General features: G+C 33.3%; 13 protein-coding genes. All 13 read right to left on the bottom strand.

What is annotated here, in order from left to right; all coding sequences use genetic code 11:
- Positions 1–9: 9 nt before the first annotated feature.
- A complete protein-coding gene (locus FOT98_RS10030) occupies positions 10–270 on the bottom strand; it encodes a hypothetical protein (protein ID WP_063261715.1) in 261 nt (86 codons plus the stop codon).
- A gap of 467 nt (positions 271–737) precedes the next feature.
- Entirely contained in the window at positions 738–983 is a 246-nt protein-coding gene (locus FOT98_RS10025; RefSeq protein WP_063261716.1) for a hypothetical protein, read from the bottom strand.
- 289 nt (positions 984–1,272) lie between these two features.
- On the bottom strand, positions 1,273–1,719 hold the full coding sequence (locus FOT98_RS10020; RefSeq protein ID WP_063261717.1) for a DUF5085 family protein: 447 nt from the start codon (positions 1,717–1,719) through the stop codon (positions 1,273–1,275).
- Positions 1,713–2,177: a DUF5085 family protein gene (locus FOT98_RS10015; RefSeq protein ID WP_046959244.1), complete on the bottom strand. Its 465-nt coding sequence runs from the start codon at positions 2,175–2,177 to the stop codon at positions 1,713–1,715. The genes FOT98_RS10020 and FOT98_RS10015 overlap by 7 nt, the downstream gene beginning before the upstream one ends.
- A gap of 81 nt (positions 2,178–2,258) precedes the next feature.
- A complete protein-coding gene (locus tag FOT98_RS10010) occupies positions 2,259–3,053 on the bottom strand; it encodes a hypothetical protein (RefSeq protein WP_063261718.1) in 795 nt (264 codons plus the stop codon).
- A gap of 35 nt (positions 3,054–3,088) precedes the next feature.
- Complete coding sequence (locus FOT98_RS10005; RefSeq protein WP_063261719.1) at positions 3,089–4,594, bottom strand: T7SS effector LXG polymorphic toxin; 1,506 nt, start codon at positions 4,592–4,594, stop codon at positions 3,089–3,091.
- Between the two features lie 17 nt (positions 4,595–4,611).
- A complete protein-coding gene (locus FOT98_RS10000; RefSeq protein WP_063261720.1) occupies positions 4,612–4,914 on the bottom strand; it encodes a TIGR04197 family type VII secretion effector in 303 nt (100 codons plus the stop codon).
- A gap of 3 nt (positions 4,915–4,917) precedes the next feature.
- A complete protein-coding gene (locus FOT98_RS09995; protein ID WP_002127046.1) occupies positions 4,918–5,340 on the bottom strand; it encodes a YwqH-like family protein in 423 nt (140 codons plus the stop codon).
- Between the two features lie 12 nt (positions 5,341–5,352).
- The gene (gene essC / locus FOT98_RS09990) at positions 5,353–9,864 is read right to left on the bottom strand and encodes a type VII secretion protein EssC (RefSeq protein WP_063261721.1); all 4,512 of its coding nucleotides are present in this window, start codon (positions 9,862–9,864) and stop codon (positions 5,353–5,355) included.
- Between the two features lie 43 nt (positions 9,865–9,907).
- Positions 9,908–11,107, bottom strand: coding sequence for a type VII secretion protein EssB (gene essB, locus FOT98_RS09985; protein WP_063261722.1), 1,200 nt, complete (start codon positions 11,105–11,107; stop codon positions 9,908–9,910).
- A gap of 73 nt (positions 11,108–11,180) precedes the next feature.
- On the bottom strand, positions 11,181–11,432 hold the full coding sequence (locus FOT98_RS09980) for an EsaB/YukD family protein (protein WP_001007572.1): 252 nt from the start codon (positions 11,430–11,432) through the stop codon (positions 11,181–11,183).
- 4 nt (positions 11,433–11,436) lie between these two features.
- A complete protein-coding gene (gene essA, locus FOT98_RS09975) occupies positions 11,437–11,940 on the bottom strand; it encodes a type VII secretion protein EssA (protein ID WP_063261723.1) in 504 nt (167 codons plus the stop codon).
- Positions 11,912–15,556 carry a type VII secretion protein EsaA gene (gene esaA / locus FOT98_RS09970; protein ID WP_144291055.1) on the bottom strand — a complete coding sequence of 1,215 codons (3,645 nt, stop codon included), beginning with the start codon at positions 15,554–15,556 and terminating at the stop codon, positions 11,912–11,914. Before esaA ends, essA begins: the two co-directional genes overlap by 29 nt.
- Positions 15,557–15,590: the final 34 nt, after the last annotated feature.

The raw sequence follows: 15,590 nt of genomic DNA, 5'->3' as shown, positions 1-15,590 counted from the left end.
GCACTCCCCTTATTTGTTTCCTATCATAGATAACCCTATTGCAATTAAGAGAAAGAAAACGATAATAAAGAAAGTCTTCCCTTTGCTTAATTGTGTTGTACAACCTTCCAAGACAGCCCATATAAGAATTGGAAAAAGAAGAATACCTAGGAGAATATCAACTAACTTGTTGCTACTCTTCTTTAGTGGTTTTTCTTCTACTATCGGTTTTATCTGAACAGCTTCCTTTCTTATTTGTTTCGGTTTCTTTTTCTTACGTCTATGATTCACCCAACTTACTCCGCCACATTTTAAACTTAGCTGCAAATTGATCTTCAATTCTTCAAAACAAATCAGCTCCCTTAGAATGATTTATTATTATGAAAAGACTTTTCATAATTCACATAATCTTGCTTCGCTTTCCTCTTTAACTTCATACTGTCACCAGTTACTCTAGGCATTTTTAGTTTCATTACGTTCCCTTATTGTTCCTATCATAAATCCTAAAGCATCCTCAGGACTCCAACGATGTTTACATATCATCCGGAATTTATCTGAATCTTCTTTTATATCCCGCATTCAAGTGTCCCACCTTTAACTACATTCATTTAAATCATGTAGATTAAATATAAAAACCTTCTCATTTTAATGAAAAGAGAAGGTTTTCTTGCTGTTATACATTCATGCCATATTCAAAACTTTCCCTCTTGAAATAACGTATTATAGTTAATCTTTTTAATTTTATTTTCACTATTAATTTAGGCATTTTTACTTTTCTTAAAAAACACCACATATGCAAATAATGACGAGATTAAGAGGAATACACCTGCCCCTATACCCTCATATATTTTAAAATAAACAGCAGCAATTATCACAAATATTGACATTATTATTATTAGAATCATTGTATATTTCATTATAATTTCTAACGCTATATATATAGATACTATTGTCCTTTCAAAACAACTTTTCTCTGTTTTCAAAACATTCTGCTCCTTATTCAAAGTAACACCTTCCTCTCTTTACAAATTGACTTTTGAATAAACTTTCCCCTTCAAAATAGCAACAAAGTGAACTATAGAACGTAACTACTACCAATTCAGAATAATCTAACTGAAAATCACATGTCGAAATATTAAGTTAATTATATATAGATTTGAGAACGAAAAACCTCCTCATTCTAACGAGAAGAGAAGGTTTTATTTATGTCACATCCCCATATACTATTCAAAACTATCTCTTTTAAGATATTTCATGATGCTTCCATATTTTAAAAATCTCAAGCTTCAAATACTATACTTCACTATATACCGCGATTTTCACTTCAACATACTGTAAAGACTCATCACCGCTAAACACATGATAAATTGGCGAAGCTAAATTCAGATTATTATCCTCCATATATTGGAGCATTTCACCATATACCTGCTCTGTTAATTTTTTATAATCTCCCGTATATCGTTTCATGAGCATCTCATCAACATAATAATAGCTCCTAAATTGAAGTGTTTCTGACGTTGGAATTTTATCTTCATTTACCGGCATAAATAATTCAATATACATATTTCCATCAGACGGTATATTTTTCAAAGCGTAAAACATAGGACCTTTTATCGTTAAATTCGCTTTTGAAATTTCTGACATAAAATCTTCAATTGCTTCTTTCATATCTGGGTAATGAAAAATGTATTCTCTTGAAACAACATTTGTATATGCAATACTTTGTTTTTCAATTAGCATTTCACTGTTTCACCTACTTCTATAATAGGAGCATAAATATCTAACCATGTATCACCATATACATCTAAACATACGTGATAAAAACTACTATCTAATTTCATATGATGCTGCTCTGCAACCTCACGTATTAGGTTATAAGCCTCCTCAATATCACCATCTTCATCTGTAAATCGCACACATAGAGCACTCTTAATAATTAAAGCATCATAATACTCATATGCAGAGCTCTCACCTAAATCAACTCTTCCATTGACAGGAATACAATACGTATATTCCCCATATTCTGGTTCATTTTCTAACTGTGAATATTTATATAGAACAGGTCCTACTGCATATATCCCATTACGAACTACTTGATTTCTAAGTGCTCTTGCGGGTAACAACCAATCTTCTTTTTTTACAATTTGAGTAATGCTAATTAAATTTAAAAGTGATAATGCTTTATGCTGAACTTTCACAAAATCTACTCCTTTTTGATAGTATTGATTTATAAACATTCATTACTACATATGTAGTAATGAATGTTTAAGATGCAAAACTTATTTTATTTCTTTAGCTTGCTTTTTTTCCTTTTCTTCATAAAGCTTTAGTCTTTTCTGACGTTCCCTTTCGTGTTCCTCCCATGAAATATAAAATGATGGAAATTTAAATCTACAATAGGCTAATAATTGGAACTCTGCTGCGCCTACGGCTACCGCGTACATTATTAAAGTTCCGCCCGCATACAATCCAAAAATCTTCAGTGTATAATCATTATGCACATAAATTAAAATGAGAAGAGTTAACACATAAATTAGAGCACACTTAATTGCATTCCTCTTTGTTTTACTAAAAAATGAAGAGGATTCTTCTCCCGTATTAAATGCCCCTTTACTTGCCTGTCTAAAAGTATCAATAGTCGCTAAAATATGCAAAATGACTGCTCCTAAAAATAATAACCCAACATACATTAATGTAATTTGATCAATCGAATAATTTGACATTCCTGGGATTATCAGTATTGTAAATGTTATAGTACCTAGCTGAAACGCATATAACAGTACCACAAGTGTTTGTAGTTTCTGAAATTTAAATGACATCTTAGGAAACAGATAAATAATTAAAAAAATTACTTGAAGACTATAAAACACTAACTCAAAGCTAACAATTATTTTATCAAAGAGAGTCGGGTAATAACTCCAACCAAACCTTATTAACCCTACAATAAGAAAAAACATTATTAATGAAATAAAAAACATTGTTCCAAACATAAACCCTGTAGCCCAGTCGGGACTTAAGCGGTTCTTACAAGTACTTTTAAATTCATTTAAATCCTCTTCTTTTATATTCCACATTTGACTTCTCCACCTTCACTCTGGACTATATTGTATCACCAAAATAAATCTGCAAGTTTCTTAGTCACCGATTTTATACCTTTTTTTGTTCCGCTAACCACACTTTCTCCGCCTAACCCACCAAATTCAGCATTTACGGCCAACGAAGCAACTATTCCAACACCTGCTCCAACTGCAGTTCCAATAGGCGGAAGGAAAAACGAGCCTGCTACGGCACCAGCCGCTGCCGCTCCAGCAGTTGCTCCAACATCTACCGCTGAATCCGTTGCTATATCCACAACGTCATGTAATTGCCAACCACCATTCTTTTTAGCATTATTGCTAGCCTCTACAACATTATTTGCAACGGAAAGAACAGATCCAGCTATCCCAAAACTTTTCATTGTTTTCCCTACTCCACCTAATTCTTTGAGTGTATCCTTCCATTTCCAAGGCTTCAAATCAGTAATACCTTTTCCAAGTTCTGTTTTAAGTGAACTCCAAGAATTATTTCCCACAGCCTTCACAAGCCCATTCTTATCCCAATCTACATGGAAATCTTTATACGCTTTGAATTCCGGTAATTCCACAATCTCTCTTTTCGCTATTCTTACTTCTTTATCGGTTACTTTGGGATCAGTTGGCCTCATCCAACCAGTTAAATACTCTTCTACTCTACCTTTAAGAAATTTGAAAATATGATCCTCGTTCTTATCAGCCTTTAAAAATTCAAGAGCTTCTACCATTTGTTTCGGTTTGGTTGTTTTTAATAAATATTGTCCCTCACCATCTATAATGTCAAACTGCGTACCAAACCCTAAAACTTTTTTCATATAATGGTAGCGCAAAAATGAAGATACCACTCCTTTTCCCCATTTATTTCCTTTATTTAAACCGCCTATCCAAGCTTTCGAATTCACAACTGTTGCTGCTACCCATTCTTCGGGCATTATTTTTTCTATTGAATCACTAGAAAAATCCCCCCCATAAGCTTGTACTCGATTCATTCCATCATCTAACTCACGTATCATTTCTTGAAACGTTTGTAGGTCACTTTGGTTACTATTATAAGCTTCTAATTTTTCTAAAGTGTCACTAATTTCCTTTTGGCTTTTTATAGACCCTTCCATGATCCCTGCTGATGATGGATATTGAATTGCGATGATGTCGTTAACAGACCCTACAGTTTGTCTTGCTTGGTCATTAGATAGATTAAATCCTTCACTATACCCATTAATTTTTTTCTTTACATCATCCAAGTAAATTCCATAAATTTTCGTATCAGCATCACTGTCAACAGTACTATTAAAATCATTAATACTTTTTTGAAATTGTTCTTTTAATAATTCCACTGCTTCCATATACTTAAAAATAACACTTCCATGAACTGTAGATAAATAATTTTTAATATCAGAAGCAGCTTTCCCTTGAAAAGAGTTAATCTCTGTAAAATCAAGTATTTTTTGCATCAAACATTCAAATTGTAGATTCAACTCAGTGGCACTTGCTTGAAATCTACTTTGAAGTTCTTTTACTTCTTGTAACTCTATATTTTTATCCACGCTTCTCCCACCCTATTTTAATTTTTCATAGCATGATGAATTGAACCGATCCTTAATTCCTTCTCAAGTTGTTCGTCTTTTTCGACTATTTTCTCCCCAGTTTGTTGTATTTTATTTAAGTCATTTTCTAATATCTGTTCGTATTGCTGCACCTTTTGAGATAACTTTTCAACTGCTTCACAATATTGAATCAGCCTAGTCAAATTCGTACGACTCAACTGCATACCATTAAATTTAGTCTTACCTAAATCACTAGCACCACTTTTCAAATCACTTACTTTCGCGTCAAATACCCCTTTATTTAATTTAATTTCCCCCATTTATCATTTCCCCGCCTTCTGTACTTCTACTTGAATACTAGCGTCAACCATTGAAACACTTCTACTTAGAGAAAGAATACTAGACTCACATGCAGCGATTTCTCTTTCAAGCCGTCGTATGGCTTGATCGATGTCTTCTTGCACTCTCCCTAGTTCTCCAATAAATCTCCCTAAATTAGAAATGACTTGTTGTTCATACGTTTCTTTAAAAGTAGTTGCTCTTTGCCCTTTCCAACTACTCTCGTTTATTTCTAAAGACTTAAACTGCTCTTGATTTTGTTTAATTGCTTCAAGATTATTTACAAATTTCCCCTTAGCAGTTATTAGCCTTCGTAGTTTCATTTGTAATTCAGCCAATTGCCCTTGTTGATGACTTATACTACTTAATAAACCCGATTTTTGACTATTTAATTCCTCTATCCCCATGCAAATCACCCCTTAAATAGTTGGCACTTTAATTCTAGTAGCAAAACGATTTTCAACAAAATACCCTTCAAATGGATTTAATTTGGTACTACTTAAATCTTTATTAGATACATCAAAGACCATTTGGCCTGATGATTTTCTAAGTAAAATAACATGAGATTGCGTTTTTATTGTTTTTGAAACTAAATCGTATCGACTGTCAATTGAATCAACATCACAGCCAATTACGAAGTGGATGCCCATAAATGCACCATTTGTTATTAATTCCGCTAAACTATATATATCGCTATCTTCTAAATTACTTAAAATATCATTTACATCTGCAATTACGATTACAATCGGCTTAAATTTCTTAATAAATTCGGCTGGGTTCACTGTTTCACTTGATGCTTCCTGCTCCTCTTTAAACGCTGCTTCTCTCGATTTATAAGCATTTGTAACTTGTTTAATCGTTTTCTCAATTCCTGTTTTTTCAGCTACATATAAAGCAGCACTCTCTCTATAGTTTGAGAAATTGCGTGTTCTTGTATCAATTAAACCTAGGTCAAAGTGTCCACTGTCAGCTAACTGTTGAAGGAATTGATGAACTACATTTTCAACTTCATCTTTCTTGATTCCCCCTACAACAATATTAGACGCTTCCGTTAAATCTAATTCAAGAGGCGAAACGTTTTCTGTCTCTACACCAAATGTTAGTTTGCCTGCTTCAATAATTTTTCTTGTTTCTGGCCATGCAATGAATTCCTTGTATTCCAGAACTTCAGGTACCATAGGGATTGCTTTCGGTCTTTCTCCATCCCAGAAGGAATCCATCTCTTTTCCTTCAGCTTGTATATTTTCAATTCGAGTAAGGACATCTTCTCCATTTGTCGGTAAAGCTGTTTGGAAGATTGTTGGTTCGTCAATTTTAACTAAACCACGGCCTGCTAATTCTTCAATTTTTAACTCTGTTCTTCCTACAATCGCTCTAGATTCTGCCTCATCTATCATATATAGAGCAATTTGTAGTTTAATATTTGTATTTACTTGTACTCTCAATGCATTTTGACGTGTAGCCGTAAGCATTAAATGAATTCCTACCGCTGCCCCTTCACGTACAATTTGTGCAATAATGCGTTCAAAGTCTTCGACAAATCCAGCTTCTCTAACAGCATCATAGTTATCTAACGTAATTAATATTGTTGGTAATACTTCTTTACTAGCTCTCTCATACATTTCAAGACTTGCAACGCCATATTTACTTAGCAATTGCTTTCTATCTTTTAATAAGTCTTCTATGCGACGAAGAAATTTCTCGCATTTTTCAACTTGGTCTAATGTAATGATGTCTGCCACATGCGGTAAAGATTTTAATGGCATTAAGCCATTTGTTCCGAAGTCTAATAAATACACATGCAAATGCTCCGGACTATGCTGACGAGCTACATCCATAATGACTGATTGTAAGAATGTTGATTTTCCGTAGCCTGGACTTGAGAAGACCGCTACGTGCCCGTCTTTACTAATATCTAGTGTTAATGGTGTTTGTGATTGTAATTCAGGCTGATCTAGTAGACCAACTGTTGCTTTTAATGGTTTCTTTTCTTTCGTCCATGCTTCTTTGAACTGAATAGCGTGTAAGTCTTGTAAATATACGCTTTCTGGAAGCGGTGGTAACCATGGTCTAGCTAACGCTTCAATTTCATTTACTTCTGCGTAATCGTGAATGTAGTCAATAACAGCATCCAGTTCAGATGGTACACTTATTACTTCTTTACTGCTACCAAGTCCACTTAAGTCTTCACTTAATATTTCATATTGTCCTAGATCATTTATTGCATAGATTGTTGCGTCTAAATGTTCTTTATCCTCTTTGTTTTCTACATAGTCTGCTCCGCTCCAAGCTGATTGGAATAGTTCATAAATTTCATTATTCCCAACTTGTAAGTAAGCACGTCCTGGTAATGTAATTTCAGCAGCATCTGGCGTTTTTAAAATTTCATTACTATCTGACGTATTTTGAACTTTTAATGCTAGTTTGAATTTCGAGTTACTCCAAATTTGATCATCTACAACACCACTCGGTTTTTGCGTAGCTAATATTAAATGGATTCCGAGTGAACGACCGATACGTGCTGTTGAAACTAACTCTTTCATAAATTCTGGTTGTTCTGACTTCAGTTCCGCGAATTCATCACTAATTAAAAATAGATGTGGCATCGGTTCACTTACTAAACCTTCTTTATACAGTTTTTGATACTGATTAATATGGTTTACATCATTTTCCCCAAATAATCGTTGTCTTTTTTGTAATTCAGCTTTAATTGATGCGAGTGCCCTCATACTTTGTGCTCCATCTAAGTTCGTAATTGTCCCTAATAAATGCGGTAAGTTTTTGAATAAATTCGCCATACCGCCGCCTTTATAGTCAATTAGTAGAAAGGCTACTTCGTAAGGATGGAAATTGACTGCTAGAGATAAAATATACGATTGTATAATTTCCGATTTACCTGAACCTGTTGTACCTGCTATTAATCCGTGTGGTCCGTGTGCTTTTTCGTGTAAGTTTAAGTTTACGATATCTTCTTTACCACGTAATCCAAGTGGTACAGCTAAAGATTTATGCGCTGCATTTTTCTCCCAACGACTTGTGATATTCAGTTCTTTTACTTTTTCAACGCCGTACATTTCTAAAAATGTTACGCTTTCTGGAATACTATTTTTTAAGTTTTGCAAATGATTTAACGGTGCTAATGCTCGTGAAACATCTTCTAAATTGAACCTTTTCGGTACGTGATTGAGTTTAAATTGACGGTTAACAAGCTCTCCTTGTTCTAAGATGATGTTCCCTTGTTTTGCATCTCTTATATCAATTACCGTTTTCACATGCTCCGGTAAACTTTGCATAACATCTTGTACAAATACAAGTGATACACCTAATTGACTCGGATCATCATTAAAGAATTCCATAACAACATGGTCTAGTATTAGTTTTTCATCTGTAATGAGAACGACGTAGTGCGGTGCAAAGTACATTTTTTCATTCGTTGAACTTTTTTCATCTAGTTTTAATTTTCGTTCTTTCAATATTTGATACAAACTATTTAACACTTGATCACGGCTACGATCATGATACACAAATCCACGTACATTTATATCGCGAACACTTCCATGAGGTAACCAGCGCATCCAATCCCATTTTTCTTTTTCTTCTTCAGGAAAAATAGTAATAAACTGCAAGTCATAATAACTATGGAATAACGCGGTTTGTACAACTAATAATTGTAATTGTTCTAACACTAAAGAGCGTTGTCCAATATAGCCAACCGGTCCATTAATCAAATCTGTTACAACGGGTACATCTTCCAAAGTAAGATAACGCTGTCTTAGTTCACGTGCTATATCAATTAATTCATCTTTCGTTTGACTAAATTCTTCTTCATTAAATTGGATTTCAAAACTCGTATTAGCTTGTCCTGTCCCAACGCTAAATGTTAAGAAATCATGATGTAGCATTGTTTTTTCATAAATACGTGGATTTACTTGCACAGCCATATTACGTATCACTTCAACATTTGGATTATGATATTGTAATGCATGACGCTGTTTTTCACTTTCTGCATGTAAGTCTTTCGTTTTTTGTTTTATATACTCTCTATAACTTTTATCACGTTCAACTATGTCAATTTTATATTGCTTTAAATTTTTTATATAAGATGTGACAGAAACAATAATCGTTACTAATGTCATCGCAATCGATGCAATAATAAACATTCCATATTTCATAAAGATAGCAAGTAATACTGTTACGACAATCATGACAAGAGATGGTGCAATGATTCTTGCCAAATGCTCAGTCGGTTTTGACGGCATACTTGAAGGTTTTGCAATTGTCATTTTCTCTTCTGGTTCACGGTAAATAATACGTGGTGAACGATGATAGTCTGGATAACCACTTTGATAATTTGTTTCTGATTCTACTAAAATAGGTAACGTAGATTTAAGGTTCTCTTCTGAAGACAATACTTGAATATCTTCACTGCCTATTTCTACTAAAACACCATCAAAATATAATACGTCTCCAGCTTCTAACATAACGCTATCTTTTATCTTCGTATAATTATGAAATACATCTCCGTCATATACGTTCACTTTAAAAGAATCGTACAACGTTTCACGAGATAGCATTAAATCTACATTTGTCCCAGTAATAGAAATATCATCATAACTGTTTTGACTCAATGTAAGAGAATGTTTCGTTCCGATATCAAACACTTGAGTTGTACCAATAATAGATATAAAGATTTTCAAGCTCGCATCTTTAGTTTTTTCAATCTCAAATTCCTTATTGAACTCTATTAATTGATTTTGTACCATCCAAGCATTTACTTCATTATTCCACTTTAACTCTACTTCTTGTTCTAAACTTGGATTCGTAATATCATTTGTCCACTCTTTTCCAATCGACACTATTGATTGCTCATTTGGATGTAATGTGCACTTATATATTTTGTCTCCATAAGTCAATACTAATAGTTGCTCCATCCGTGTTCACTGCTCCTTTTCAACTGTCTCATCAAATGCTTGCTTACTCTTTTTTCTCTGTGTTCGACGAGTCTTTATCGTTTGATGATTTGCCATATTTCTTTTGGTATTCATCTAATTGTTGTTCATATGTTTTTAACTTTTGATCACGCTCTTCGCCTGATAAATCCGGATTATTTTTCAGCGATTCAATTTGTTTAACAAGGCCGTACATAATAAGCTGAGGATCATCAAGAGTTTTAGCTAAATCTAATGATTGATCAAAATTACCTTTTCCGTTATACATCCAATACAACAAATACTTTTCATCACTTTTCAAACTAATATTTTTCATAATTGATTTCTTTTGGTCTTCACCTAGTTTTTCAGCTGTAATGTATGCAAATGCTAACTCATATTTAGATGCAATCGGTAATGATTCAAATTCCTCTTCATTTAATTGCGTAATTACTTTGTCATAATCAGTTGCTATGAAACTCGCATTTGCTTCTAACAATTTATTTTGATAAGGAAATTTTATAAAAGTGAAATATATTAAAGGAGCAGCTAAAATAACTGTCGCCGCTATGAAGGAAAAAGCTAAGTATTTAAACGATTTATAGCTCTTTTTAGGTACTAACTGCATATTTTTTTCTGTTTTTGTTTGTTCCTTCTCAAAGCTGTCATCAAGAAATTGCAGTAATGCATCTAAGCTTTCCATTTGAGCAACTGTCTGTTCAAATGTTGTTTCTTTTGCATCTTTTAGTAACCCAGCATATAAATCATCAAAATTGTGCTTTTCGGAGAATAAAGCAATAATTAGACACTTGTATTGCGTTAAAAATTGCTCTTCTAACAACGGGGTTGGTGGAACAATATCTCGAATTCCTCTATGTATAATACTTGGCATTAAATTCGCATTAAAAACTATATTGCCTGGATGTAAAAAGAACGTAATTCGTTTATTTAAATATTTACGAAATTGCGCAACGTTTCGAAGCAGTCTCAATTTCTCATTTCTTCCAAAACGGCTAAGGTCGTCCCACTTATATAATTTTTTGTCCACTTGAAATAGAAACGTAAACATATCATCCGTTTCTTCTATCGTTAATGGTACAAAGTCAGATGATGCGCCCGTAATTATATCGAATTGACGGAAGTCTTTTATACGCGTTTGAGATTTGGTCATCTCCAATTTCCAATTTTCTTTTTCTATGTGAAATTGATAGTTCATTCCATCAATTTGAATTGTTTTTTCCGTCATGTTTATCCTCTTCTCCTTTTCTTTATAACCAGTAATAACTTATTTTCAAAAAACTACAAGTAAGAAATATTCTTTATAAAACTTGTAAAATATCTCCGTCTGTTATTTGGTGATCAATTAAACGATCATTATCTGTTAAAACAATTGACTTATTTTTCACCTTCATTACAAAATGTGAACCTTCATGATTATCGATCTTTAGCGTATCTAATAAATTTTTCAATAAATATTTAATAGATTGATGATTCGGAATACGCAAATCATATGTATTTCCATTCCATTTACTAAAATCTACCGTTACATTAATATGCGTTTGTATTGCCATTACTTTACCTCCAACTTTTTCGAAGAACCATATAAATGCCTATACAAATAAGTAAAACGCTACCGCCTAACAATATAATTATTGTTGTGCTGATTGGCTTTTCATTCATTGTTTGATTACTTGCTACTTCATCAGCGCTTTTTCTTACAACGTAGTCAATGCTAAACAAACTATTTTTCGTATCTTTAACACGATTATTTTCTTTTTGTTTTATAAAAAGAGAATCTCTTAAGGATTCCATCTCTTTTTGTTCTTTCTTTTTCTTTTTTTGAATTTCTTCTTCTATATCTTTATTAAATAACTCAATTGATGCTTTATCTAATTCTGTTTCCTTATGTTCCTTTTTATTTTTTTCTTGGTCTTTATCTTCAAAGCGGTCTACTTTAAACTGAATCTTTCCATCATCACCAAGATAACTGTCCGCCGCGCTCCTAATCGGTAGCGCGACAAACAGTAAAAGGAAACAAATAAATGATAACTTAACCACTATGCTCCATTGTTTGATCATTTACTTCTTTTTCCTCCCATTTCTTGTGCCATACAAATAGATTACTAACTAATCCTATAATGGCAATTACAAACAATACGATAAAAATAACTTTTCCTGTATCTTTACCGCTAATAAAATCATTTAGAAAACCTTCTATATATTGAAGCGGTGAAAATTGACGCAATTTACCTACAGAAGACATTTGATCTACTTTACTTCCAACTGCTTCAGTTAAAAATAGATACATACTTAAAAATACTAATAAGATAAACATCCCTACCATTTTTATTTGTCGTAGTAAGTATGTTGAAACTAATACGAACGCCATCATAATGATTGTGATAAACGCAATCCATAGTAAACTTTGATCCTGACCGAACTTTAAAAGACGGCCTGAAATGACTCCTATACTGATTCCTTCCACAATCGATATTCCAAATGCTACTACTGTAGTTGGTACATTCATATCAATTAAAGAGAATCTCTCTTCAAAATGATCTGATTGCGTTCGTTTCTTTTCTTGATTCGCAATTGCATATGCTGTAAATAACGCAACAATGAAACAAGTTAATACGATTAAGTATGGTGTAAAAGCATTACCAGCTACAATTACCCCATCATTTTGTTTCTGAACTGGACTAGATAAAAACTCATATAGCATCTCATTTTGACGATCTCCAATACGACTATTCGCTAAAATTTTCGTGAAGTTTTTCGAGAATGCTTTATCGTCTTCCATTTTCTTCGTAAAATCATTTAATAAAGAATCTGCTTTCGAAACAATTGTCGTTCCGCTTTCTTGAATTTCTTTTGCTTGTCCATTAATTTGGTCAAATGTTTTATACACATCATCTGATGTCGTTAAACTATGCTTCGAACTTTCTACTAATGACTGAGTTTGCATCGTTAAAGATTTAATACCAGAGTCTAACGATAGTACAGCTGTTTGTTCACCTGCATTATTAGTCGTTAATACTTGTTGCTCTTCCACTAACTTTAAGCTACTCTCACGCCATTTCGCTAAACCTTTTAAATACTCTCCTAAATTTTGATTCATACTAGTTGCTTGCTGCATCGTTTCATTTAATTTCTCTGCTAATAGCATTGAATTTTGATCTGCACTAGTAATGAGCTGCTGGTAAGAGTCCATTTTTTGTTTTAAACCTGTCATATCTTGCTTTACTTCACTCGTAATACTAGCTGAAACAAGATTTGAAATTAAATCTATTACACTTTGCTTATTTAACATATAGTACAATGAATGATCCGTAGCAATCGCATCTAAACTTCCCTCTTCAAGCTTAGACCCCACATCATTCGTTCTTAAATCAATCCCATAATACACTTGATAAAGACTCATTAAACCTTGATAACTTTGAACAGTCTCGACTGCTTCTTTAATTAATACATTAGATGTATTATTTGTTAACTTCTCAGTTTTTTGATGTACAATATGATTATTTGTACGTCCGATAACTTCTGAATTCCCACCGTTATCTGTTCCGGTGTCTGGTTTTTCTCCTGGATCTGGATTTCCTCCTGGATCAGGCTTTCCTCCTGGATCTGGATTCCCCCCTGGATCTGGATTTCCTCCTGGATCTGGATTCCCTCCTGGATCTGGATTCCCTCCTGGATCAGGCTCTCCTCCTGGATCTGGATTTCCTCCTGGATCTGGATTTCCTCCTGGATCAGGCTTTCCTCCTGGATCTGGATTCCCTCCTGGATCAGGCTCTCCTCCTGGATCTGGATTTCCTCCTGGATCTGGATTTCCTCCTGGATCTGGATTTCCTCCTGGATCTGGATTTCCTCCTGGATCTGGATTTCCTCCTGGATCAGGCTTTCCTCCTGGATCTGGAGTTACACTGACATCATTATTATTCTGTTCTGCCTTTTGAATGATAGGCTTTTTAACAGTGTTTACTAGCGGCATTATTCCATACTGCGTTTTATTAACTACATTTTCTACCTTGCGGTTATCTGTTTTTGTTCCTTTATTCTCTTTATTTGGTTCTTCTTTTCCAGAACTAGTATCTTCCCCATACAATTTCCATTCCCACGTTACAGGAGAAAAAACATCTATTTTGAAGTTTGGATCTATTAGCTTCACATGAAGGCTAATTTTTAAATCTCCTTCATTGCGCGCAGCTATTGCAACTGCACCGTTTTGTAGAAATTCACTTGTACGGTCCACACCATCAATTAGTAACGCATCTTTACTTCCATATAACTCAAAACCACTAGGAATATTTATGTTCATAATTTGTGAAGAATCTGTTTTAATTACTTTTGCTGTATCACTGAATGTAATCCCGTCTTTAGACAAACTTTCTTTTACTTCTTTTATTGAATTCCCTAAAGATATATTATTTTCAGGGTCATAATATAAATTATTTTCTTTATTATATTTATTCGTAAATTGGATTACGTTTTTCAATTGTAATTTCGTTACATCAGGCAAATCACTTTGTACGATTTCTTCCATGTTTAAACTAGGCAACTTCTTAATTAAATCTTCAATTTGTTTCTTGATTCGAATATCTGGTTGTTTCATTAACGAATTTATAACTACTTCATGTTGTCCATCATTTGAAATAGACTTTTGTAATCGTTTAAGGATCGTCGATTGAATGTCACTTTCTAACTTCCCTGCAAGTTCTGTATCATATTCTGACACTTGTTTTTTTACATCTGTTAAATACTTTTGAATTGTTGAAGCATCAGCTAAAATATTAGGATCTTTCTCTGAAAGCGTAAACTGATTTGCGATAATTTTATTCGCAGATTCTAATGCGCTTAACTGCTTTAAAACATCGCCTGAATTCATATCACTCATATACTGATTAAATTGATTTGTAAAATTATTCGCTAACAGATTATTATCCGTTTGTATTTTTTGAAAGTTATTAAATCCTTCTAAATACGTATTATTAGATTTATTCCCTTCATCTAATGCTTGTCCAAATCCTTTTAAAACATCTTGGAATCCTTTAAAACTATTAACAGAAATACCAGTGTAATCTTGTACTGTTTTAAATTGGTTTGTATAATTTGCCAACGGGCTATGTACATCTTTTTTATACATAGTCGTTTGATTGGTGCCTTTTTCAATTATTTTACCTATATTATCTTGTGCACCTTGCAACTTACCGATAACACTTGCAAAATAAACGTCAATGATTTGCTTATTAAAATCTTCTAAAATAGCAGAAGCTGTATTTTCTGCCTCGGCTTTCAAATCTTTATTCCCAGTTGCATTTACTTTGTAATTTAATGTTAATTTCTCTGGAAGTTCTGAATCAATTGCAACAGCCTTTCTAGAAAAATCGTTAGGTATTACAATCATCATATTGTAATTATTATTTTTCAAACCACTTTCTGCTACACCACGACTTACTACGTACCATTCTTGTTTCGTATTTTTATTTACATTTTTAACAAATTGATCTCCAAACGCTATTTTATTACCTTCAAATACAGTGCCTTGATCTTCATTTACCAATGCAACTGTCATTTTTTTCGTAGTATTTTCATTTGCTTTCTTAACATTTTGATTTAACGCTAAATAGGAGACCCCTGTTGATAACACAAGAGCTAAAATAATAAACAACAAGATGCTCCACTTGAACTTTTTCACTACTTATCACTCCTGCGACTGCGAGTCTTTTAAG

This window comes from Bacillus sp. HY001 (genome assembly GCF_007558965.1).
GTDB lineage: Bacteria > Bacillota > Bacilli > Bacillales > Bacillaceae_G > Bacillus_A > Bacillus_A mobilis.
This window is presented reverse-complemented; position numbering and strand designations above follow the sequence as displayed.

Bases quoted from the DNA above. Each gene is read 5' to 3' on its own strand.
- FOT98_RS10000 (WP_063261720.1), bottom strand. From the start codon at position 4,914: ATGGGGGAAATTAAATTAAATAAAGGGGTATTTGACGCGAAAGTAAGT.
- FOT98_RS10010 (WP_063261718.1), bottom strand. From the start codon at position 3,053: ATGTGGAATATAAAAGAAGAGGATTTAAATGAATTTAAAAGTACTTGT.
- FOT98_RS09995 (WP_002127046.1), bottom strand. From the start codon at position 5,340: ATGGGGATAGAGGAATTAAATAGTCAAAAATCGGGTTTATTAAGTAGT.
- essA (WP_063261723.1), bottom strand. From the start codon at position 11,940: ATGATCAAACAATGGAGCATAGTGGTTAAGTTATCATTTATTTGTTTC.
- FOT98_RS09980 (WP_001007572.1), bottom strand. From the start codon at position 11,432: ATGGCAATACAAACGCATATTAATGTAACGGTAGATTTTAGTAAATGG.
- FOT98_RS10020 (WP_063261717.1), bottom strand. From the start codon at position 1,719: ATGCTAATTGAAAAACAAAGTATTGCATATACAAATGTTGTTTCAAGA.
- essB (WP_063261722.1), bottom strand. From the start codon at position 11,107: ATGACGGAAAAAACAATTCAAATTGATGGAATGAACTATCAATTTCAC.
- essC (WP_063261721.1), bottom strand. From the start codon at position 9,864: ATGGAGCAACTATTAGTATTGACTTATGGAGACAAAATATATAAGTGC.